The 21,027-nt window shown below is 62.8% G+C and carries 20 protein-coding genes; 7 read left to right on the top strand and 13 right to left on the bottom strand.

Annotated elements, in window-relative coordinates; genetic code table 11:
- Positions 1-107: 107 nt before the first annotated feature.
- Positions 108-1,208, bottom strand: a complete 1,101-nt coding sequence (recA, locus tag ACFX5Q_RS31100; protein ID WP_040584057.1) for a recombinase RecA — start codon at positions 1,206-1,208, stop codon at positions 108-110.
- Positions 1,209-1,490: 282 nt separating this feature from the next.
- Here recA and ACFX5Q_RS31095 point away from each other — a divergent pair, with 282 nt between their 5' ends.
- Positions 1,491-2,435, top strand: a complete 945-nt coding sequence (locus ACFX5Q_RS31095) for a carbohydrate kinase family protein (protein WP_404284022.1) — start codon at positions 1,491-1,493, stop codon at positions 2,433-2,435.
- Between the two features lie 36 nt (positions 2,436-2,471).
- Positions 2,472-3,389 (top strand): pseudouridine-5'-phosphate glycosidase, encoded by a 918-nt coding sequence (locus ACFX5Q_RS31090; RefSeq protein WP_404284021.1) that lies wholly within the window; start codon positions 2,472-2,474, stop codon positions 3,387-3,389.
- A gap of 3 nt (positions 3,390-3,392) precedes the next feature.
- Here the strand turns inward: ACFX5Q_RS31090 and ACFX5Q_RS31085 are convergent, their stop codons facing one another.
- Positions 3,393-3,716 carry a TfoX/Sxy family protein gene (locus tag ACFX5Q_RS31085; protein ID WP_404284020.1) on the bottom strand — a complete coding sequence of 108 codons (324 nt, stop codon included), beginning with the start codon at positions 3,714-3,716 and terminating at the stop codon, positions 3,393-3,395.
- 85 nt (positions 3,717-3,801) lie between these two features.
- On the opposite strand from ACFX5Q_RS31085, the gene ACFX5Q_RS31080 reads away from it, so the two are divergent.
- Positions 3,802-4,299, top strand: coding sequence for a GFA family protein (locus ACFX5Q_RS31080; RefSeq protein ID WP_404284018.1), 498 nt, complete (start codon positions 3,802-3,804; stop codon positions 4,297-4,299).
- 137 nt (positions 4,300-4,436) lie between these two features.
- Here ACFX5Q_RS31080 and sufA read toward each other — a convergent pair whose 3' ends face one another.
- From sufA to ACFX5Q_RS31040, 8 genes are all read right to left on the bottom strand, one after another.
- Positions 4,437-4,817, bottom strand: a complete 381-nt coding sequence (sufA, locus tag ACFX5Q_RS31075; protein ID WP_006206001.1) for a Fe-S cluster assembly scaffold SufA — start codon at positions 4,815-4,817, stop codon at positions 4,437-4,439.
- A gap of 110 nt (positions 4,818-4,927) precedes the next feature.
- The gene (locus ACFX5Q_RS31070; protein ID WP_404284016.1) at positions 4,928-5,320 is read right to left on the bottom strand and encodes an SUF system Fe-S cluster assembly protein; all 393 of its coding nucleotides are present in this window, start codon (positions 5,318-5,320) and stop codon (positions 4,928-4,930) included.
- A 5-nt stretch (positions 5,321-5,325) separates the two neighbouring features.
- A complete protein-coding gene (locus tag ACFX5Q_RS31065; protein WP_404284015.1) occupies positions 5,326-6,567 on the bottom strand; it encodes a cysteine desulfurase in 1,242 nt (413 codons plus the stop codon).
- 105 nt (positions 6,568-6,672) lie between these two features.
- The gene (sufD, locus tag ACFX5Q_RS31060) at positions 6,673-7,941 is read right to left on the bottom strand and encodes a Fe-S cluster assembly protein SufD (protein WP_404284014.1); all 1,269 of its coding nucleotides are present in this window, start codon (positions 7,939-7,941) and stop codon (positions 6,673-6,675) included.
- A 19-nt stretch (positions 7,942-7,960) separates the two neighbouring features.
- On the bottom strand, positions 7,961-8,716 hold the full coding sequence (sufC, locus tag ACFX5Q_RS31055) for a Fe-S cluster assembly ATPase SufC (protein WP_404284013.1): 756 nt from the start codon (positions 8,714-8,716) through the stop codon (positions 7,961-7,963).
- A 33-nt stretch (positions 8,717-8,749) separates the two neighbouring features.
- Positions 8,750-8,947 (bottom strand): hypothetical protein, encoded by a 198-nt coding sequence (locus tag ACFX5Q_RS31050; RefSeq protein WP_404284012.1) that lies wholly within the window; start codon positions 8,945-8,947, stop codon positions 8,750-8,752.
- The gene (sufB, locus tag ACFX5Q_RS31045; RefSeq protein ID WP_404284011.1) at positions 8,944-10,461 is read right to left on the bottom strand and encodes a Fe-S cluster assembly protein SufB; all 1,518 of its coding nucleotides are present in this window, start codon (positions 10,459-10,461) and stop codon (positions 8,944-8,946) included. Before sufB ends, ACFX5Q_RS31050 begins: the two co-directional genes overlap by 4 nt.
- A 183-nt stretch (positions 10,462-10,644) precedes the next feature.
- Positions 10,645-11,808 (bottom strand): cysteine desulfurase family protein, encoded by a 1,164-nt coding sequence (locus tag ACFX5Q_RS31040; protein WP_404284009.1) that lies wholly within the window; start codon positions 11,806-11,808, stop codon positions 10,645-10,647.
- A gap of 240 nt (positions 11,809-12,048) precedes the next feature.
- Here ACFX5Q_RS31040 and ACFX5Q_RS31035 point away from each other — a divergent pair, with 240 nt between their 5' ends.
- The 3 genes from ACFX5Q_RS31035 (at position 12,049) to ACFX5Q_RS31025 (ending at position 13,981) form a co-directional block, all read left to right on the top strand.
- Positions 12,049-12,723 (top strand): alpha/beta hydrolase, encoded by a 675-nt coding sequence (locus tag ACFX5Q_RS31035; RefSeq protein WP_006205994.1) that lies wholly within the window; start codon positions 12,049-12,051, stop codon positions 12,721-12,723.
- A gap of 12 nt (positions 12,724-12,735) precedes the next feature.
- The gene (locus ACFX5Q_RS31030; protein ID WP_404284008.1) at positions 12,736-13,392 is read left to right on the top strand and encodes an FMN-binding negative transcriptional regulator; all 657 of its coding nucleotides are present in this window, start codon (positions 12,736-12,738) and stop codon (positions 13,390-13,392) included.
- Positions 13,393-13,843: 451 nt separating this feature from the next.
- A complete protein-coding gene (locus ACFX5Q_RS31025) occupies positions 13,844-13,981 on the top strand; it encodes a hypothetical protein (protein ID WP_404284006.1) in 138 nt (45 codons plus the stop codon).
- A 301-nt stretch (positions 13,982-14,282) separates the two neighbouring features.
- Here the strand turns inward: ACFX5Q_RS31025 and ACFX5Q_RS31020 are convergent, their stop codons facing one another.
- From ACFX5Q_RS31020 to ACFX5Q_RS31010, 3 genes are all read right to left on the bottom strand, one after another.
- Positions 14,283-16,331, bottom strand: coding sequence for a family 16 glycosylhydrolase (locus tag ACFX5Q_RS31020; RefSeq protein ID WP_404284004.1), 2,049 nt, complete (start codon positions 16,329-16,331; stop codon positions 14,283-14,285).
- 576 nt (positions 16,332-16,907) lie between these two features.
- Positions 16,908-17,759: a phosphatase PAP2 family protein gene (locus ACFX5Q_RS31015; RefSeq protein ID WP_404284002.1), complete on the bottom strand. Its 852-nt coding sequence runs from the start codon at positions 17,757-17,759 to the stop codon at positions 16,908-16,910.
- A gap of 8 nt (positions 17,760-17,767) precedes the next feature.
- A complete protein-coding gene (locus ACFX5Q_RS31010; protein WP_404284000.1) occupies positions 17,768-19,402 on the bottom strand; it encodes an ArnT family glycosyltransferase in 1,635 nt (544 codons plus the stop codon).
- Positions 19,403-19,762: 360 nt separating this feature from the next.
- Between ACFX5Q_RS31010 and tyrS the strand changes: the two genes are divergently transcribed.
- On the top strand, positions 19,763-21,022 hold the full coding sequence (gene tyrS / locus ACFX5Q_RS31005; protein WP_404283998.1) for a tyrosine--tRNA ligase: 1,260 nt from the start codon (positions 19,763-19,765) through the stop codon (positions 21,020-21,022).
- Positions 21,023-21,027 lie beyond the last annotated feature (5 nt).

Raw genomic sequence — 21,027 nt, 5'->3', positions numbered from 1 at the left:
AAAAACCGCCGGCTCGAGGCCGGCGGTTTGGAACGCGATACTGTAGAACTCGGTTACTTAAGCATCGGATAATAGACTAAATTTATGGCCGAACTCTGGCCGCTGCCTTACATGGCGCCGGATTCCTCCTCGAAGCCGTCGTCTTCGCCGCGCTCAGGGCCGCCATTTTCGAGGAATTTCTCGGCGATCAGCCCGGCATTCTGCCTGAGCGCCAGTTCAATCTCACGCGCCGTGTCGGGATTGTCGCGCAGGAACAGCTTTGCGTTCTCGCGGCCCTGGCCGAGGCGCTGCGAATTGTAGGAGAACCAGGCACCGGACTTCTCGACCACGCCGGCCTTGACGCCGAGGTCGACCAGTTCGCCGGTCTTGGACACGCCCTCGCCATACATGATGTCGAACTCGACCACCTTGAAGGGCGGCGCCAGCTTGTTCTTGACCACCTTGACGCGGGTCTGGTTGCCGACGACCTCGTCACGGTCCTTGACCGAGCCAATGCGGCGGATGTCGAGACGGACCGAGGCGTAGAATTTCAGCGCGTTGCCGCCGGTCGTGGTTTCGGGCGAGCCGAACATGACGCCGATCTTCATGCGTATCTGGTTGATGAAGATGACCATGGTGTTGGAGCGCGAAATCGAAGCGGTCAGCTTGCGCAGCGCCTGGCTCATCAGGCGGGCCTGCAGGCCGGGCAGCGAATCGCCCATCTCGCCCTCGATTTCGGCGCGCGGCGTCAGTGCCGCAACCGAATCGACGACCAGCACGTCGATGGCGCCGGAACGAACCAGCGTGTCGCAGATTTCCAGCGCCTGCTCACCGGTGTCGGGCTGCGAGATCAGCAGGTTTTCGAGATCGACGCCGAGCTTGCGGGCATAGACCGGGTCGAGCGCATGCTCGGCATCGACGAAGGCGCAGATGCCGCCCTTCTTCTGGGCTTCGGCCACTGTGTGCAGCGCCAGCGTCGTCTTGCCGGAGCTTTCCGGCCCGTAGATCTCGACGATGCGGCCGCGCGGCAGGCCACCAACGCCAAGCGCGATGTCGAGGCCAAGCGATCCCGTCGGCACCGTTTCGATCTCGACGACCTGCTCATTGGCACCAAGGCGCATGATCGAGCCCTTGCCGAAAGCGCGCTCGATCTGCGACAGCGCCGCATCCAGGGCCTTTGATTTGTCCACTGCCTTATCCTCTACAAGCCGCAAAGTATTCTGAGCCATGATACATCACCCCTTGGTCGTCAATGAAGGCCGGACAATCCGTAATCCCTGCCCTATTTGTACCTTTTTTGTTCTCGTTTGGCAAGGGGTATCAACCATCTGAAAAACAATCGATATCCGGATTTGTTCTTTTTTTGTCTCATCCCTTCGTTCCATGAACCATCCCGCATCCGATCAGGCGGTCCGATTGTTTTGATCCGCCGAATCGCTGCCTTGCCTGCGAAGCTCAGCCGCACAGCCTAGCGCTTGTGCGGCTGGAATAACAAAGGTCATATCGCCCGCATGATGAAATCCTCAAAGATACTGGCCGTGGGCGGCGCCCATATCGATCGGCGCGGCCAGGTAGCAGGCCCTTACGTGCCGGCCGCGTCTAACCCCGGCACGATGCGCGAGGATGTCGGCGGTGGCGTCTTCAATGCGCTGCGCAGCCTGGTGCGGCGCGGCGTTTCGGCATCGCTGCTTTCGCTGCGCGGCGGCGACGCTTCGGGCGAGACGGTGTCGCGTGCCATCGCCGCCTCTGGGATCACCGACCTGTCGGCGGTGTTCCTCGACCGCACCACGCCGAGCTATACGGCGCTGATCGACCGTGACGGCGAGCTGATCGTCGGCTTTGCCGACATGGCGCTGTACGATCTTGCCTTCGCCAAGCAGATCCGCCGCGCCAAGGTGCGTGAAGTGGTCGCCGCCGCCGACGCGATCCTGTGCGACGCCAATCTGCCGACCGCGGCACTCGAGCGGCTGGTGGCGCTGGCCGGCGTCAGGCCGGTGTTCGCCATTGCCATCTCGCCAGCCAAGGTGGTGCGGCTGATGCCGGTGCTCAGCAGCCTGGCCCTGCTGTTCATGAACCGGCGCGAGGCTGTCGCGCTGGCCGTGGTAGACGCCGATGCCTCCGAGCAAGGCCTGGTCGACGGGTTGCGGCGCGCTGGTCTGAAAAGCGGCGTGGTGACGGCGGGCGGCGCGCCGGTGCTGGGCTTCGACGGAGACGGGCTTTTCGCCGTCGTGCCCCCTGCCCCCCGACAAATCGCCGACGTCACCGGCGCCGGCGATGCGCTGGCGGGCGCGACGATTGCCGCCCTGCTGCGCGGATTGTCGCTGCGCGCCGCGCTTCGGGAAGGTGTCGCCGCCGCGATGCTTGCCATCGAGAGCAGCGACGCCGTGCCGGGCTTCACGGCGGCGAGCTTTGCCGAGGCGCTGGCCCTTGTGCCGCAGCCGCGGGAAGTGGCATGAGGTCGGCCAGTTCAGCTTGCTAGATCGGAGACGGAAATGACGCCGGAAACCGCCCGCCCCTTCATCGACATCCACAAGCCGGTGGCTGAGGCGCTGGCCGCGGGTCGTCCGGTGGTGGCGCTGGAAAGCACCATCATCACCCATGGCATGCCCTATCCCGACAATGGCGCCATGGCGGCCAATGTCGAGAAGATAATCCTGGACAATGGCGCGGTGCCGGCGACGATCGCCGTGGTTTCCGGCCGCATCAAGATCGGGTTGTCAGACGGCGAGCGCGAATCGCTGGCCATGACGGGTGACGCCATGAAGCTGTCGCGCGCCGATCTCGGCTTTGCGGTGGCGCAAGCGCGCACCGGCGGCACCACGGTCGCCGCCACCATGATCGCCGCTCATATGGCCGGGATAAAGGTGTTCGCCACCGGCGGCATCGGCGGCGTCCACAAGGGCGCGGAAAAGAGCTTCGACATCTCCGCCGATCTCGACGAGCTGGCACGCACGCCGGTCATCGTCGTCTCGGCCGGCGCCAAAGCGATCCTCGACATCGAAAAGACGCTGGAGGTTCTGGAGACGCGCGGCGTGCCGGTCATCGGCCATGGCTGCGAGACGATGCCCGCCTTCTGGTCCAGACATTCGCCGTTCCGGGCGCCGCTCACCTTGCATGCGCCGGAGGACATCGCGCATTTTTACCGGACGCGGCAGGCGCTGGGATTGAGCGGCGGCATATTGATCGCCAATCCGGTGCCGGAAGACCAGGAAATCCCGGCCGACGAGATGGCCGGCTACATCGAGGCCGCGCAGAAGGCCGCGGAAGTGCAGAACGTGACCGGCAAGGCGGTGACGCCGTTCCTGCTGGGGAAAATCCTCGAACTGACCGGCGGCAGGAGCCTGAAGACCAACATCGCGCTGGTCGAGAACAATGCAAGGCTGGCGGCGGGGATCGCGAAGGCGCTTTAGACCCTACTTCCCCGCCCGTCGTCCCGCCTCGTAGGCCCGGCGCGCCCAGACCGCCATCTCGTCTGGATCGTCGAAGGCGCTGTCGGGGACGCTCCAGTAGGGCATCGAAACCTGCTTGCCGTGCCGCGAGCCGGTATAGGTCCATTGCCGGCAGCCGGCGGCCTCGAAGTCGGGGGCGCTTTCCGCGTCCGCCTTCAGCATCAATTCGCCACGCACCACGATGGCGACGATGACGCCGTCGCAATAGATGCCCTTGCCGCCGAATAGCTTTCGGATGCTGATCGGGCCCAGGCTTTCAAAAAGTTCTTCTATGCGTTCGTTCTCCATGCGGCGATCATGTCACCGGCCCTGTCATCGCCGCAACCAAAACCATGCTGACAAGGTTGAGGGACAAACACGTCGGAGTTCCAACATGCCGCTTCTGCTCAAAGGCTCCTGCCGCTGCGATGCCGTCCGCTTCGAGGTGGAGAGCCACACGCCGGTACCGTTCATGCTGTGCTACTGCTCGATCTGCCGCAAGCAGCAGGGCGGTGGCGGCTTCGCCATCAATCTCGGCGCCGATTCCGAGACGCTGAAGATCACCGGCAAGCGCAATCTCGGCGTCTACCGGGCCGAGATCGAAGATGACGAACATTCGCAATGCGAGGTCTCGACGGGCGAACGCAATTTCTGCAAAAAGTGCGGTTCGGCGCTGTGGCTCTACGACCCGACCTGGCCGGAGCTTGTGCATCCCTTCGCCTCGGCGATCGACAGCGAACTGCCCAAGCCGCCTGAAAAGGTGCATCTGATGCTGAAATACAAGGCGAGCTGGATCGAGCCCGAGATCGGCAAGAAGGACAAGGTGTTCGACGTCTATCCCGAGGAATCGATCGCCGACTGGCACAAGCGGACTGGGATGTGGGTCGATTAGCGTTCTTCGCCCCGTTTACGGGGAGAAGATGCCGGCAGGCAGATGAGGGGCGGCGCGAACTTGGAGAGGGTAGCGCTGCCCCTCATCCGGCCCTATCGGGCCACCTTCTCCCCGTAAACGGGGCGAAGGAAGAGGTCTCAGGCCGAGGCGCGGGCTTCGGCCAAGGCCTTCAGGTCAGCCGGCTTCAGTTCGACCGATTCACCGCAGCCGCAGGCCGAGCTCTGGTTCGGGTTGCGGAAGGTGAAGCCGGTGCGCAGCGTCGTCTGCTCGAAATCCATCTCGGTGCCGAACAGGAACAGCGCCGCCTCCGGCGCGACATAGACATGGGCGCCGTCGCGCTCGATATGGTCGTCCTTGGTGTTCGGCTCGGTCACCAGGTCGACCGTGTATTCCATGCCGGCGCAGCCGCCCTTCTTGATGCCGAGGCGAATGCCATGCGCGTTTTCGCGGGTGGCAACAATCTCGCGCACCCGGTCGGCGGCCTTTTCGGTCATCGTGATGACGGCGAAGCGTCCCATTCTTTCTCTCTCCATTCCATGCAGGTTCAAGGCCTGCCGAATGATTCTTCACCTAAAATGGTGAAGTTTTATGCCAGGCGCAAGTGCGCCAACCCATTGTCCGGCCGATGCTAATACCAGCCGACCGCGACCTGCGCCTCTTCCGACATGCGGTCGGGCGACCAGGGCGGGTCGAAGGTCATGTTGACCTCGACGCCGGAAACGCCCTCGACGGCGCCGACGGCATTCTCCACCCAGCCGGGCATTTCGCCGGCCACCGGGCAGCCAGGCGCGGTCAGTGTCATGTCGATCTTGACCGAACGGTCGTCCTCGATGTCGATCTTGTAGATCAGGCCGAGTTCGTAGATGTCGGCCGGGATTTCCGGGTCGTAGACCGTCTTCAGCGCCGAGACGATGTCGTCGGTCAGCCGCGCCAGTTCATCGGCGGGAATGGCCGAGGCGGAAACCAGCGGGTTAATGGCTGCTTCCGGTACGGTCTCGGTGGTGTGGCTAGCGTCTTCCATGATCATCACCCGAAGAACTTGCGCGCTTTTTCAAGCGCATCGCCCAAAGCGTCGACTTCGGCCCTGGTATTATACATGCCGAACGATGCCCTGCATGTGGAGGTTACGCCGAAGCGTTTCAACAGTGGCTGGGCGCAATGGGTGCCGGCACGGACAGCAACACCTTGGCGGTCGATCACCATCGACACGTCATGCGCATGGATACCCTGCAATTCGAACGAGATGATGGCGCCCTTGCCGGGCGCGTCGCCGAAGATGCGCAGCGAGTTTATGGCGCGCAGCCGCTCATGCGCATAGTCCTTCAAATCGGCCTCGTGCGCTGCGATGCGCTCGCGGCCGATCTTGTCCATATAGTCGAGCGCGGCACCCAGGCCGATCGCCTGCACGATCGGCGGTGTGCCGGCCTCGAAGCGGTGCGGCGGCTCGTTGTAGGTGACGACGTCTTCCGTCACCTCCTCGATCATCTCGCCGCCGCCCATGAAGGGGCGCATGCGCTCGAGAATATCCTTCTTGCCATAGAGCACGCCGATGCCCGAGGGCCCGTAGACCTTGTGTCCGGTGAAGACGAAGAAATCGCAGTCGAGATCCTGGACGTCGATCGGCATATGCACGGCGCTCTGGCTGCCGTCGACCAGCACCGGGATTCCCCGGGCGTGCGCGATGCGCACGATCTCCTTGATCGGCGTCACCGTGCCCAGCGCGTTCGACATCTGGGTGATGGCGACGAGCTTCGTGCGAGACGTCAACCGCTTTTCGAATTCCTCGATGTGGAAGACGCCGAGATCGTCGACCGGCACCCAGACCAGCTTGGCGCCCTGTCGCTCGCGGATGAAATGCCAGGGCACGATGTTGGAATGGTGCTCCATGATCGACAGCACGATTTCGTCGCCCTCGCCGATCTTGGGCATGCCATAACCGTAAGCAACCGTGTTGATCGCCGAAGTGGTGTTGGAGGTGAAGACGATGTTGTCGGTGCTCGGCGCGTTGAGGAAACGGCGCACCGTCTCGCGAGCCTTCTCATAGGCGTCGGTCGCGGCATTGGACAGGAAATGCAGGCCGCGGTGGACGTTGGCGTATTCCTGGCTGTAGGCATGCTGGATGGCGTCGAGAACCGCCTGCGGCTTCTGTGCCGAGGCGCCGTTGTCGAGATAGACCAGCGGCTTGCCGTAGACTTCCCGCGACAGGATCGGGAAATCGCGGCGGATCGCCTCGACGTCGTAGGGGATGCTTTCGACTTTCTGGTCCATTTCGAAGTCCTTGCCGTCCTAGGCCGCGTTCCTTCCAACACCCCTCATCCGTCTCGGCGCTACGCGCCGATCCACCTTCTCCCACAAGGGAAGAAGGTCAGGCGCTCACCCGTGCGTCAAAAACCAATCGTCGAGCCGTGCTTCCAGCGCCTCGACGATTGCCTCGTCGTCCAGTTCCTCGATCACCTCGGCGACGAAGGCCTTGACCAACAGGCCCCGGGCCGACTTCTCATCGATGCCGCGCGCCATCAAATAGAACAGATGGTCGTGGTCGATCTCGGTGACGGTGGCGCCATGGCCGCAGACGACGTCGTCGGCGAAGATTTCCAGCTCCGGCTTGGTCGAGAACTCGCCATCATCGGACAGAAGCAGCGTGTTGCAGGCCATCTTGGCGTTGGTCTTCTGCGCATACTGATGGACGTTGATGCGGCCCTGGAACACGCCGCGCGCCTTGCCGGTCACCACGTTGCGGATCACTTCCGTCGAAGTCGTGTGCGGCACGGCGTGGTCGAGAACCATGGTCACGTCCGTATGCGTGTCGCCAGCCAAAAGGTTGATGCCGCGCAGCGTGAAGTCGGCGCCTTCGCCCGTCGTCCTGACCACGATCTCCTGGCGCACGAGCTTGCCGCCGGCATTCATGAAGAACACCGTCAGCTTCGAATTCTTGCCGAGATGCGCCTTGAACTGGGCAAGATGCGTAGCCGTGTCCGGCTGCTCCTGCACGATCAGCCATGTCACATCGGCGCCCTCGCCCAGAACGAGCTGGCTGACGGAACTGACCAATGCCGCGCCATCGCCAGTCTGGCGCTCGACGATGCTTGCCTTGGCACCAGCGCCGAGCCGGACCGCCAGGCGCACATGGGTCTGGCCGCCGGCCTGTAGGCTCTGCAGTTCGATCGGCTTTTCAAGCTGGGTGCCGTCGGCGATGTCGACGAAATAGCCGTCGGCAACAAAGGCGGTGTTCAGCGCGCCGATGGCGTCGTCGCTGCCATAGGGATCGAGCCCCAGCGCGATGCTGCCGTCGGTCAGCTTTTCCGACAGGCGCTGCACGGCGACGCCCTCGATCGCCGGTGTCTTCGTGCCCGACACGCCGTTTAAGACCGGCAGGATGGCAGAGCCTTCGACGATTGGCGCAATGGCCTTGGTGGCGGCTGCGGGATCGAACTCCGGCACCGAAGTCAGCAGTCGGCGCAGGTCCGTGTAGTGCCAGGATTCGATGCGCCGGGTCGGCAGGCCGTGCTTGATCGCCTCGATGGCGTCGTCGCGCTTCAGCATTACCGCGCCGTCGCCAGGCAGCAGCGACAGCCGCTCGCCGAAGGCGTCGATCAACGCCGTTTCGGCCGGGGTGCGCTGCGGTTGTGCGTGCATGTTCATCAGTTCCGCCCCTGGCATCTCATGCGGCTTCGCCGATCACACCGGCATAGCCATTGGCTTCGAGATCGAGCGCCAGCGACTTGTCGCCCGACTTGATGACCTGGCCCTTGTAGAGGACGTGCACGCTGTCCGGCACGATGTGCTCGAGCAGGCGCTGGTAGTGGGTGATGACGACAATGGCACGCTCCGGCGAACGCAGCGCGTTGACGCCGTCCGAGACGATCTTCAGCGCGTCGATGTCGAGGCCGGAATCGGTCTCGTCGAGCACGCAAAGCTTCGGCTCCAGGAGCTTCATCTGCAGGATCTCGGCGCGCTTCTTCTCGCCGCCGGAAAAGCCGACATTGAGCGGCCGCTTCAGCATCGCCATGTCCATGCTGAGCGAGCCGGCGGCGTCCTTCACGCGCTTCAAAAATTCCGGGATCTTCAGCGGCTCCTCGCCACGCGCCTTGCGCTGCTCGTTCATCGCCACTTTCAGGAATTCCATGGTCGCGACGCCCGGTATCTCCATCGGATATTGGAAGGCCAGGAAGATGCCGGCCGTGGCGCGCTCGGCCGGATCCATTTCGAGGATCGACTGGCCGTTGTAGAGGATGTCGCCTTCGGTGACCTCATAGTCCTCGCGACCGGCGAGGATATAGGACAGCGTCGACTTGCCCGAACCGTTCGGGCCCATGATGGCGGCGACCTCGCCGGCTTTCACCGTCAGGTCCAGCCCGCGGATGATCTCGGTGCCGTCGTCGACGATGCGGGCATGGAGGTTTCTGATTTCAAGCATTTCCATTCGTCCTATCCGTAGCCGTCTGCCCGGCTAAATCCGATTTATCAACTGCTTCAAGGCTTCCAAAAGCCCCTGCCAAAAGCCGTCCGGCGAATAGACCGCGACAAGCAACGCAACACCCGCGGCGCCCAAACACAACGCCAGTTGCAGCCTCGATTCCCAGCTGTCCATTCGATCCCGCAGATAGACATGCTTTTCTGCGGATTCGCGTTTGGGCGCCTTTGTCACCCCACGCTTCCTTCGAGGCTGATTCCGATCAGCTTCTGCGCCTCGACCGCGAATTCCATCGGCAGCTGCTGGATGACGTCCTTGACGAAGCCGTTGACGATCAGTGCGATCGCCTCCTCCTCGGGGATGCCGCGCTGCATGACGTAGAATTTCTGGTCCTCGGAAATCTTCGACGTCGTCGCTTCATGCTCGAACTGCGCCGTCGAGTTCTTGGCTTCCATGTAGGGCACGGTGTGCGCCCCGCACTGGTCGCCGATCAGCAAGGAGTCGCAATTGGTGAAGTTGCGCGCGTTGGTCGCCTTGCGGTGCGCCGAGACCTGGCCGCGATAGGTGTTCTGCGAGAAGCCGGCGGCGATGCCCTTGGAAATGATGCGGCTCGACGTGTTCTTGCCGAGATGGATCATCTTGGTGCCGCTGTCGACCTGCTGGTAGCCGTTCGACACGGCAATCGAATAGAACTCACCGCTGGAATCGTCGCCGCGCAGGATACAGCTCGGGTACTTCCAGGTGATGGCGGAGCCGGTCTCGACCTGCGTCCACGAAATCTTCGAGCGGTGGCCACGGCAGTCGCCGCGCTTGGTGACGAAATTGTAGATGCCGCCCTTGCCCTCGGCGTCGCCGGGGTACCAGTTCTGCACCGTCGAATATTTGATCTCGGCGTCGTCGAGCGCCACCAGTTCGACGACCGCGGCATGCAGCTGGTTCTCGTCGCGCTGCGGCGCCGTGCAGCCTTCGAGATAGGAGACGTAAGCCCCCTCCTCGGCGATGATCAGCGTGCGCTCGAACTGGCCGGTGTTCTTCTCGTTCATGCGGAAATAGGTCGACAGCTCCATCGGGCAGTGCACGCCCTTGGGCACGAAGACGAAGGAACCGTCGGTGAAGACGGCCGAGTTCAGCGTGGCATAGTAGTTGTCGGTGGTCGGCACGACCGAGCCGAGATACTTCTTCACCAGCTCCGGGTGCTCGCGGATGGCTTCCGAGATCGAGCAGAAGATGACGCCGGCCTGCGCCAGCTCCTTCTTGAAGGTGGTGACGACGGAGACGGAATCGAACACCGCGTCGACGGCAACGCGGCCCGACTTGTAGACATTGTCGCTGGCCTCCTCGAATTCCGACACGTCGGTCTTCTGCACGCCGGCGAGGATTTCCTGCTCCCTGAGCGGAATGCCGAGCTTTTCATAGACCTTCAAGAGTTCGGGATCGACGTCGCTCAGCGATGTCGGTCCGGGCGTGCTCTTCGGCGCTGCGTAATAGTAGATGTCCTGGAAGTCGATCTTCGGATAGTGGACGCGCGCCCAGGTCGGCTCGTCCAGCGTCAGCCAGCGGCGATAGGCTTCAAGACGCCATTCCAGCATCCAGGACGGCTCGTCCTTCTTGGCCGAGATGAAGCGAATAATGTCTTCGCTCAGGCCCTTGGGGGCCTTGTCCATCGCGATCTCTGTCTGGAATCCGTATTTATACTGGTCGACGTCGATCTTTCGGACCCGATCGATCGTGTCCTGCACAGCAGGCATAAGCGTTCTCCATCCACGCCGGGGTCAAGGCCCGACAGTTTTCAAACTATGGCATCGCGACGGGCCAGCAGGCAGCCGAGGCGGCGTAAGCTCCATATAGTGCGTCCCGACCGGGAATTCACCCGGCCACTTTGAAACGCACGGCTCTACCAGGCCGCAAGGCCCGAATTCGTCTTGCCACCCTCAGGCGGCTCTTTCCCTGCCCGTCCGGCGCGCGGCAATGCCTGCCAGCGCGGTCCGGAACAGTTCGATGTCCTCGGCACTCGTCGCGTGGCCGATGGACAGGCGCAAGGCACCAAGACCATCGCCGTAGCCCATGGCCTTCAGCACATGGCTCGGACCGACCTTGCCCGACGAACAGGCCGATCCCGCCGACAGCGCGACGCCGGCCAGATCGAATGCGATCTGCGCCGTCTCGGCCTTGATGCCGGGAATAGCGAAGAATGTCGTGTTGGCAAGCCTTGGCGCGCCGGTTCCGAAGATTTCCGCGTCATTCACCAGCGTTTTGATGATCGTTTCGACCTCATCGCGGCGGCGCGCGAGCACATCGACGTCGTTCAGCCCGGCCAGCGCCTGCCGTGCCGCGGCGCCAAACCCGGCGATGGCTGCAAGGTTCTCGGTGCCGCCGCGGTGGCCCTTTTCCTGGCCGCCGCCATTGACCAGAGGCTTCGGCATCATAAGATCGGACGCGGCGACCATGGCGCCGACACCCTTGGGGCCGCCGATCTTGTGCGAGGACAGGATCAGATAATCGGCGTAAGGCGCCGACATATCCAGGGAAATACGGCCAGCCGCCTGCACCGCATCGACGACGAGTATGCCGCCCGCCGCCTTGACGATTCCGGCGATGGCCTCAACGGGCTGGATGACGCCGGTCTCGTTGTTGGCGGCATGGATCGCCACCAACGGCAGGCCATCGGCCTTGTCATGGGCGGCAAGGGCCGCCGCCAATGCGCCGAGATCGGCGATGCCGTTGGCGTCGACACCGATCCGCGTCAACTGCGCCACCGGGAAGCGGCCGCCATTCAGCAAGCAGGGATGATCGGCTTCGCAAACATAGAGCCGGCTCATGCGGACAGTGCCGCGTCCCATCTGCCAGTCGGGCGAAAGAAGCGTCGAGGCGGCTTCCGTCGCGCCGGAGGTGAACACGACATGCTCCGGCTTGGCGTTGACCAGCCGAGCGACATCGCGCCGCGCATCCTCGATCAGCCGGCGGGCGGCGCGACCCTCGGCATGGACCGACGACGGATTGGCGGCGACGTCGAGTGCGACAATCATCGCCGAACGCGCCTCTGCATTGAGTGGCGCGCTGGCATTGTAGTCGAGATAGGCGCGAGTTGCGGCCATTTTCCTTCAATTGGTCCCGTCAAAAGCCATTCGGCGAGGATAGCGCGTTATTTCCTTGAAATCGCAAGGCAAGCCGTCCTATTTACCCGGCTTGCGGCGCGGGCGGCCTAGCCGGCAGGTTTTGGCCACCCAGTTTTGAACAATTCTAAACTAGCTTCTAAGAAGACGCTCGCCCTGCGTCAAGGCCAGAGGAAAGAGTGTTCCGGGCGCCGCGCATTCTTATGCCATGTGGAGTATTTTATGCCTGAGGTCATTTTTACCGGTCCGGCCGGCCGCCTTGAGGGTCGCTACCAGCCTTCTAAGGAAAAGAGCGCGCCGATCGCCATTGTGCTGCATCCACATCCGCAATTCGGCGGCACAATGAACAACAAGATCGTTTACGACCTCTTCTACATGTTCCAGAAGCGCGATTTCACCACGCTTCGCTTCAATTTCCGCGGCATCGGCCGCAGCCAGGGCGAATTCGACCACGGCACCGGCGAGTTGTCGGATGCCGCCGCAGCACTCGACTGGGTGCAGTCGCTGCATCCGGATTCCAAGAGCTGCTGGGTCGCCGGCTATTCGTTCGGCTCGTGGATCGGCATGCAGCTTCTGATGCGCCGTCCCGAGATCGAGGGCTTCATCTCGATCGCGCCGCAGCCCAACACCTATGATTTCTCGTTCCTGGCGCCCTGCCCGTCGTCGGGCCTGATCATCCATGGCGATGCCGACAAGGTGGCGCCGCCCAAGGACGTGCAGGCGCTGGTCGACAAGCTGCACACACAAAAGGGCATCACCATCACCCAGAAGACGCTGCCCGGCGCCAACCACTTCTTCGCCAATGACGCGGACCTCTTGCTGCAGGAATGCGCCGACTATCTCGACCGGCGGCTCGCCGGCGAATTGTCCGACCCGCGGCCGAAGCGCCTGAGATAAGGAGCGATCGCCATGTACCAGCCTCCGCATTTCCAGGAGACGCGGCAGGACGTCCTGCACGGGCTGGTACGGGCGCATCCGCTGGGACTGCTGATCTCCAACGGCGCCGAGGGGCCGGTCGCGAACGCGATCCCGTTCCTGCTCGACGCCGAGATTGGCGCGAAGGGCAGGCTGCGCGCCCATCTGGCGAAGGCCAACCCGCAGTGGCGGCTGCTGGCCGAAAACCCCGCTTCGCCGGTGCTGGTCGTCTTTCAGGGCGCCGACGCCTATGTGACGCCGTCCTGGTACGAGACCAAGCGCGAGACCGGCAAGGTCGTGCCGACCTGGAACTATGCCATCGTCCAGGTACGCGGCACGGTCAAGGTGATCGACGACGCTGCCTGGATCGCGCAGCAGATCGCCGAGCTGACCGCGTCGCAGGAAGGCAGCCGCGAGGCACCCTGGGCGGTGACCGACGCTCCGGCGAGCTTCATCCAGTCGCAGATCAAGGGCATCATCGGGCTGGAAATCGAGATTACCGACATCAGCGGCAAATGGAAGGTCAGCCAGAACCGGCCGGTCGCCGACCGCGTCGGCGTCGCCGAAGGGCTGGAGACCGAGGCGCCGAGTGCAAGCGCGCCAGACATGGCCGAGCTGGTCAGATCCTATGGCGGTATTGAACGCGAATAACTGAGGCCGAGGCTCTTTGGGTCAAACCCAATCACTCTGAACGACCGAGTTCGACCCGAAGCCGGCGTACGTCTTCCACGACACGAACGGCAGCTTTGCGCCGCATATCGGTCATTAAAGTTAGCTGTGCCACTGCCTTAATGCGGACATTACCGGCGACCGCACTGGAGGTCGCGGTTGCGCCATAGGCGGACCTCCCTCAACACGGAACTTAGGCCGCTTTGTCTGCTGTAGCCGGACCTTCAATGGTGCGGGCATAAGCTGCGTGTGCGGCGGGTAGCTGGCAAAGGTCCTCAGCGGTTCAAATCGGGACTAGCCCTAGTGAGCCGTCGCCAACTAGCGGAGCTCCTTCCACCTCGGCAGGTCATTTCAGGTCGCGACAGCCTAACGCTGAACGCGCACGCAAGTGCAGTTCTCTCGGTGGCTGCTCTCCACAAGTACCCCCGAGGGCGTGAACGCGCGGACGTCCGGTGTCTACCTGCGCGCCGATCCGGCGGATTTGGCCATCCTGGACGGAAACGACGATCGCCAGCGCGCGGAGCTGATCGAAGAGCGGCTGGCGCGCTGGAAGTCGATCGCGAACGCCTGAAATCCAGGCGTTCGGCATCTCCTTCCACCACGGGACAAGCCACCAGCGGCCTTGCCGGAGCTTATGGGCGCTGTTCTTGCTAGCTGTCACGAACGGGCACTGGATCGGTCGGAGCGACGTTGTAGGATAACATCACACGATGTCCCTGCTGCCAAAGACATCCAACACAGTTTATGCCGCAGTAGACTAGAGCATCGCTCGAAAAAGTGGTCACCGGCTTTTCGAACAAAGCGATGCGCAAACAAGAAGCTATAGCGGTGCGCGTGATCTCGTTTTCACGCGCACCGCTGTAGGCGCCGGATCAGATCACGAAAAAATCGTCGGCGAGCAGCGTCGGCCTGTTCGTCAGCGTCGCGAGCTGTGTCACGCCACCTGCTGCAATTCCGTTGGAATCGTAAAACAACTCACCCGTAACCTTGTTATAGATGATGTGGTCGTCGGCGTCGTGGGCGCTGGTTCCAGCGAAGAAGTAGTCTGGGTCGAGGGCTCCGGTGGTGGCTCCAAGTGCCTCCATATACGCATTTTGGAGCCTGACTGAGTCGGCCGAATGGTTGAAATCCGTCATGATGTCGCGGTTGGCCACCGAGAGCGCCGCGCTGAAAATGAAGGAATCGTTACCGGCGCCACCAGTAAGCTGGTCAATACCCAGGCCGCCGACTAGTGCATCGTTGCCACCCCGCCCAAGCACGGAATCATTGCCTCGGCCGCCGTCCAGGTTATTGTCGCTGTCGTTGCCGTCGAGCACGTTGTCGAGGGAATTTCCCGTGGCTCTGACGTTGGCGTTGCCGGTCAGACGCAGATTTTCTACCTCCCGGCGATCGACCGCCAGTGAGTACGTGACCGAGCTGAAAATCTGGTCGAGGCCCGCTTCGTCGATGACGTTGTCCAGTACATTGTCCACATAATAGGTATCGTTGCCGGCACCGCCATTCAACAGGTCGGCCCCGCTCCCGCCATCGAGCCGGTCCGCGCCATCATAGCTATATAACCGGTTGTTCCCATTGTTCCCGGTCAGCTCGTTGTCGGAAGAATTGCCTTGGGCGTTAATGTTGGCGACGCCCATGAGAGTCAGATTTTCGACATGGCTGGGCAGTGAATAGGTGATCGAGCTGAATACCCGGTCGTTGCCCGCCGCGTCGCCCTCGATCACGCGGTCGAGCGCATTGTCAACATAGTAGGTATCGTTGCCTGCGCCGCCCTCCATCTTGTCGATTCCGGCTCCGCCGTCGAGCCGATCGGCTCCGGCGCCGCCCCGCAGGGCGTCGTCGCCGGACAAGCCGGAGAGCAGGTTCCTGCCGGCGTTGCCGACCAGCGTGTTGTCGAGTTCGTTACCCATCGCGTCGATGTCGGCAACGCCGGTGAGCGTGAGCTGCTCTATTTGCTGGCCGGACAGCGAATACGTCATCGAGGTGATGACCAGATCGATGCCGGCGCCGGCAGCCTCAATGACTACGTCGAATGCGTTGTCGACGCGGTAGGTATCGTTGCCGAAACCGCCGGACATTTTGTCAGCACCAGCTCCCCCGTCCAGAACGTCATCAAAGCTGCCGCCGTTCAGGATATCCGCCGCATCCGTCCCGGTCAGGTGCTGCTCCATCACATCCGGCGCGGCATAGGCGCGCACGTAATCGACGACCATCTTGTACGTGCCGGACGCCTGCTCGACCTCTTTGGGATTCATGGCCAGCGAGACCAGCATATAAAGTGGCGTGCGGAAGGACTCGCTCATTGGAAAGCGGCTCAGCTCCTTGCCGTCATAGTACACGGTGATCCAGTCCGTCGTGATCCTCGCGCCGTAGGTGTGAAACGCCCCGTCAAACATCGAACCGGCGAGGCCCGTATAGTTGCCTTTCGAAGCGTGGCTTTCCTTATTGCTCAAGTGCACCGCCTGGTGATGACCATCGGGATCGCCGCCATACGCTTCAACGATGTCGACCTCGACGCGTGGCACAGTCTGATCGGGCGACAGCATCCAGAAAGCCGGCCAGGCTCCCGCCCCGCCGTGAAAGGCGGCACGCATCTCGAAGTACCCGTACTCTTGCGCGAAACCCTGGCCGGCGCTGTTGACCGTTTGCATCGTTCCCGACTGCCAGCCGCCGTCCACCTGCTTCATGGTAATGGTCAGCTGCCCGCCAGAGACGGAGAACGGGTTCGTTGCTCCCTCCGGCGACATGAACGTGGCGGCCCCATAGGGGGCATGCACAGGCGCGAACCACTTGCCGGTGCCGTTGTTCGGCACGACATCCATCGTATTGAACTCGTCGGAAAAGGAGAGGTTGAAACTGGAGAGGTTCAGCTCCGATCCTTTGTACTGTCCGGTCCAATCGCCAGGAAGAGCAATCGCAGCCATTGATGAGGTCCTCGTTCTCGCAACATTTTCGCGGTTGCCCCCCACCAAGGCTTAATCGTGTAGTGGACACCCATTCCGCCGCAAATGGGGCCAGTACGTCATAGGACTCCTCCCAGGATTATTCCCCGGACTTGCAATGTTCGTCCTAAGGCGACCTTCACCGTAGGCTTACGTTTGTCAACATTTGTTTAATTCGTTCCACTGTAGGCCGGCGGAGGCGGCCTTCAGTCGGGGTTTCAAGAGGCTCACGGGCGTCTCGCCAATGGGGGTGGCGCGACGGTCGGCGCTGATAGCATAGCCGAACGTCCGTTTTCTCAATCCGATTCGGACCTTCAATCTCGCCTCCGGAATGACCACTAGGGGTCAGGTCACGACGATGCCCCAGCCGGCCCTGAATGTCCGCTTCTGACATTCCAAGCCTCGAAGCCGCAAGTCCGCTTCCGGCCCACTGCGGTCATTCGAGAATGGCGGTGGATGACCGTTTTCTGGCGCAACGTGCGCATTCTGGCTATTGAGCCGAACGGCAACTTCCCACCCATCCCGGCCATTGGCGACCCTGACGGTTGAGTTTTGACCCTAAGGCCGGTCCGCGGCGACGCGATCTTCGCTCTGTCTGGACGCCACCCTTCTGTTTCCTGTCCCGCCATAGCCTGCGAGCCGAAAGGTTGTCTTGCGGACAGGCAGCTTCGCCGACGTTCGGCGGAAGATGAAGCCGAGCCGGGCGAAGAGAAGTCCGCACAGGATCGCGCTGGCGCAGCCGAGGCCAAAGCCGGCGACGGTGTCACTGGGATAGTGCGCGCCGACGAAGACCCGCGTCGACGAGATGCACGCTGTGATCGCCAGCGCGATGTACCAGCGTCTCGGAAACAAGAGCAGCGCGACGCCGAAGACGGCGCCCATGGTGGTGGCGTGGCCGGACGGAAAGCCGGCAAAGCGCGCATCAAAAGCGAAAGGATGCAACGACAACACTCCGAAATCGTCGAAATAGCGCGGACGCGCCCGCCCGATGCTGTATTTCAGCAGATTGACGGCGATGCCCGAAAGACCGACCGCGCCGAGCACCAGAAAGGCAAGGCAGGTCCAGTTGTAGACGAGCATTCGCGCGCGCCGCGAAAGGCCTCGCCAGTCGGTCAGGTTGGCGGCGACAAGGCAGAGTGCTGCCGGAATGAGATACCAGCCGCCCAGGCCGAAGTCGGTGAAAAACTTGGTGAAGCGCGCAAGACCGGGAGGCCATTCCCCCCAACGCGTCCCGGCTGCGTGGTCAAGGCGAAAGAAGACCGCTGCCGTGAGCATGATCCAGGCGAGCAGCCAGACCGGCCAGGCTATGCGCGGATAGTCGGGTTTGCGCACGGCAAAGCGCCTTCGCACGATCCGCATCGTGTCGAGGAAGTTGCCGAGAGACCGACGGAACACCGCAGGCGGGGTCATGGACGTGTTCACTTGTCCACCCGATAGAGGCCGAGCGACAGCTTGTCCCCTGACGAGTAGTTGAGGCCGTCGATCTCAGCCAGCCGGCGTGCGGATTTGCCCTGCCCGGCCAGCGCATCGTTCAGCTTCTTCTCATCCGCGACCGGCGCCAGTCCCAGCGCGCAAGCGGGGTCGTCGAGCAGGTGCCTTGCGACGCCGTCGACATCGGTCAGCATCGTCTTGGTGCCGACCAGGAAGACGAGGCTCGGCTCATGATACGGCGCGGAGGCGAGCACGCTCGTCTCGCACGGGCGGTTCGCATCGACTGCGGCCTTGATCGCCGGGCTCAGCCAGATCGGCTTCAAGGATGGCGCGATGACACCGAACAGCAGGGAGAAAGTGATGCCGGCGCAGACCGCGATTGCGCCGATGCGGGCGAGCGGCACCTGCAATTGGCGCGGGAAGGCCAGATAGCCGGCGGCGAGCGCGGCAGGCAAGCTCCACCAGGAAAATGTCCCGGCCAGATAAAGCGGCGCTCCGATGCAAACGACAGCCAGGCCTATGGAGACCACGACATGGCCGAAAGCGGTCGCCCACCACAGCCAGGACTGCCAGCGCCGTAGTGGCGCATTGGCCTCCTCGGCCGGCAAGGTGAGCAGCCAGCCGATCAGCAGCGCCATGCCGGGATAGGCCGGCATGACATAGTGCGGCAGCTTGGTCGGGATCAGCTCGAACACCAGCCAGAACGGGATGTACCAGGCGAGGCAGAAGCGCAGGCGCGGATCGTCCCAGAAGCGGTTGATGGCCTGCAGCCCGGCGCCGACCGCAATCAGGCCGAAGGGCCACATGAACAGCGAATAGGTCAGCATGTAGAAGCCGGGCGGCAGGCCATGCGATTCCTCACCCTGCGCGACCTTGGCAATCATGTCCTTGCCGACGGCTTCCTGCAGAAATGCGCCACCGCTCTTCCAGGTAATGAGGATGACCCAGGGCAGCACGATCAGCAGGACCAGCGCGATACCGCGCACAAGCTTCAGCTTCAACAACCAGCGCCAGTCGCGCTCGAAGGCGAACAGCGCGGCGACCGTCAGGACCGAAAGTAGCGGGCTCACGGGGCCCTTGATGAGGATTCCCGCGCCTTGGGCGATCCAGAAGACCCACGGCAGATGGCCGGCAACCGGTTCATTGCGGCGCGATGCCAGGTAGATCTGCGCCAGCGCGCCCTGCGCCGCCACGCAGCAGGCCAGGAGCATGGCGTCCGTCTTGGCGTCGCGGGCCTCGAAGGCGGTGGCGAAGATCGCGGCCATCATCAGGCCGGCGGCGAGACCGGCCTTGGCGCCGAAAAGTTTTGTGCCCGTCCAGGCAATGCCGACGACGGCGATGGCAATGCCCAGGGCCGACACAAGGCGATAGACCCAGATCGGGGCTTCGGCCCCCTGCCCGCTCAGCGCGACCGCCGCCGATTGCAGCCAGTAGATGCCAATCGGCTTCTTGTAGCGGGAGACATCCTGAAAACGGATGTCGACATAGTCGCCGGTCTCGACCATCTGCTTGGTGGCCTGGACGAAGCGTGACTCGTCGCGATCGACGGGCGGTAGGGTCATCAGCCCACTGAGCGTCATCAGCAGGCTGAACAGAAAGAGGATGAGGTAATTCCTGTTCATGTGCGGGAGGCCGGATTCCTGACTTGATCTGCGGGGCGGTCGATTGGCCTCGTCGCGGCGCGCCTCGGGCGAAGCCGTTGCGCGGCGCCTCATTACGCCAGCCAAAACGATGAGGCAAGGATTCGCAAATGGCACCGCCGCAGGCCCGCAAAACCGGATTCCACTTTTGCTGATCGCTGGTCTTTTGTTGGCGGGCGGTCGGACGCAAAACCGAAAACCACTTTTGCTGATCGCGCTTACCGGCTGAAGCGCGATCAGACGCAAAACCGGATTCCACTTTTGCTGATCGCGCTTGGATGCTAAACGCCCGCGTTCATATCACGCCAGCCGCAGCGGCCTGGCGCTTTCGGGAAAGAAAAAATGTCCGCCTTCAAATCCGATTTCCTGCGCACGATGAGCGAGCGCGGCTTCATCCACCAGACCTCGGATGATGCCGGCCTCGACCAGCTTTTCGCCAAGGAAACGGTGAGCGCCTATATCGGCTTCGACGCGACCGCCAAGAGCCTGCACGCCGGATCGCTGATCCAGATCATGATGCTGCACTGGCTGCAGCAGACCGGCCACCGGCCGATCGCGCTGATGGGCGGCGGCACCTCGATGATCGGCGACCCGTCCTTCAAGGACGAGGCGCGCAAGCTCCTGACGCCGCAGGATATCGAGGATAATCTCGCCGGCATCCGCCGCAATTTCGCGCCCTACCTCAAATTCGGCAGCGGTGCGCACGACGCCGTCATGGTCAACAACGCCGACTGGCTGATGGAGATCAACTACGTCAACTTCCTGCGCGATGTCGGCCGGCATTTTTCCGTCAACCGCATGCTGGCCTTCGATTCCGTCAAGCTCCGGCTCGACCGCGAGCAGTCGCTGTCGTTCCTCGAATTCAACTACATGATCCTGCAGGCCTATGACTTCGTCGAGCTCTACAAGCGCGTCGGCTGCCGGCTGCAGATGGGCGGCTCCGACCAGTGGGGCAACATCGTCAACGGCATTGATCTCGGACATCGCATGGAAGGCGCACAGCTCTATGCGCTGACCACGCCACTGCTCACCACCTCGTCGGGCGCCAAGATGGGCAAGTCGGCCTCGGGCGCCGTCTGGCTCGATGCCGAGATGCTGTCGCCCTACGAGTTCTGGCAGTACTGGCGCAACACCGAGGACGCCGATGTCAGCCGCTTCCTGAAGCTCTACACGACGCTGCCGCTCGACGAGGTGGCGCGGCTCCAACAACTCGACGGCTCGGAGATCAACGAGGCGAAGAAGATCCTCGCCACCGAGATCACCGCCATGCTGCATGGCCGCGACGCGGCGGAGACTGCCAGCGAAACCGCGCGCAAGACCTTCGAGGAAGGCGCGCTCGCCGACACATTGCCGAGCGTGGACGTGGACAGAGCGGCGCTGGAAGCCGGCGTCGGCATATTGTCGCTGCTCGTCACCGCCGGGCTCGCAGCCTCCAACGGCGAGGCGCGGCGGCACATCCAGGGCGGCGCCGTGCGCCTCAACGACCAGCCGGTCTCGGACGACCGCCGCATGGTAACACTTCAGGATTTGAGTCCGGAAAACGTCATAAAGCTTTCACTCGGCAAGAAAAAACACGTCCTGGCGCGGCCGATTGAAGGCTAAACCCG

The organism is Mesorhizobium sp. IMUNJ 23033 (genome assembly GCF_044778005.1).
GTDB classification, from domain to species: domain Bacteria; phylum Pseudomonadota; class Alphaproteobacteria; order Rhizobiales; family Rhizobiaceae; genus Mesorhizobium; species Mesorhizobium amorphae_A.
The sequence above is the reverse complement of the archived record's forward strand: the minus strand, read 5'-3'. Positions and strand labels throughout refer to the sequence as shown.

Bases quoted from the DNA above. Each gene is read 5' to 3' on its own strand.
- recA (WP_040584057.1), bottom strand. From the start codon at position 1,208: ATGGCTCAGAATACTTTGCGGCTTGTAGAGGATAAGGCAGTGGACAAA.
- ACFX5Q_RS31095 (WP_404284022.1), top strand. From the start codon at position 1,491: ATGATGAAATCCTCAAAGATACTGGCCGTGGGCGGCGCCCATATCGAT.
- ACFX5Q_RS31090 (WP_404284021.1), top strand. From the start codon at position 2,472: ATGACGCCGGAAACCGCCCGCCCCTTCATCGACATCCACAAGCCGGTG.
- ACFX5Q_RS31085 (WP_404284020.1), bottom strand. From the start codon at position 3,716: ATGGAGAACGAACGCATAGAAGAACTTTTTGAAAGCCTGGGCCCGATC.
- ACFX5Q_RS31080 (WP_404284018.1), top strand. From the start codon at position 3,802: ATGCCGCTTCTGCTCAAAGGCTCCTGCCGCTGCGATGCCGTCCGCTTC.
- sufA (WP_006206001.1), bottom strand. From the start codon at position 4,817: ATGGGACGCTTCGCCGTCATCACGATGACCGAAAAGGCCGCCGACCGG.
- ACFX5Q_RS31070 (WP_404284016.1), bottom strand. From the start codon at position 5,320: ATGGAAGACGCTAGCCACACCACCGAGACCGTACCGGAAGCAGCCATT.
- ACFX5Q_RS31065 (WP_404284015.1), bottom strand. From the start codon at position 6,567: ATGGACCAGAAAGTCGAAAGCATCCCCTACGACGTCGAGGCGATCCGC.
- sufD (WP_404284014.1), bottom strand. From the start codon at position 7,941: ATGAACATGCACGCACAACCGCAGCGCACCCCGGCCGAAACGGCGTTG.
- sufC (WP_404284013.1), bottom strand. From the start codon at position 8,716: ATGCTTGAAATCAGAAACCTCCATGCCCGCATCGTCGACGACGGCACC.
- sufB (WP_404284011.1), bottom strand. From the start codon at position 10,461: ATGCCTGCTGTGCAGGACACGATCGATCGGGTCCGAAAGATCGACGTC.
- ACFX5Q_RS31040 (WP_404284009.1), bottom strand. From the start codon at position 11,808: ATGGCCGCAACTCGCGCCTATCTCGACTACAATGCCAGCGCGCCACTC.
- ACFX5Q_RS31035 (WP_006205994.1), top strand. From the start codon at position 12,049: ATGCCTGAGGTCATTTTTACCGGTCCGGCCGGCCGCCTTGAGGGTCGC.
- ACFX5Q_RS31030 (WP_404284008.1), top strand. From the start codon at position 12,736: ATGTACCAGCCTCCGCATTTCCAGGAGACGCGGCAGGACGTCCTGCAC.
- ACFX5Q_RS31020 (WP_404284004.1), bottom strand. From the start codon at position 16,331: ATGGCTGCGATTGCTCTTCCTGGCGATTGGACCGGACAGTACAAAGGA.
- ACFX5Q_RS31015 (WP_404284002.1), bottom strand. From the start codon at position 17,759: ATGACCCCGCCTGCGGTGTTCCGTCGGTCTCTCGGCAACTTCCTCGAC.
- ACFX5Q_RS31010 (WP_404284000.1), bottom strand. From the start codon at position 19,402: ATGAACAGGAATTACCTCATCCTCTTTCTGTTCAGCCTGCTGATGACG.
- tyrS (WP_404283998.1), top strand. From the start codon at position 19,763: ATGTCCGCCTTCAAATCCGATTTCCTGCGCACGATGAGCGAGCGCGGC.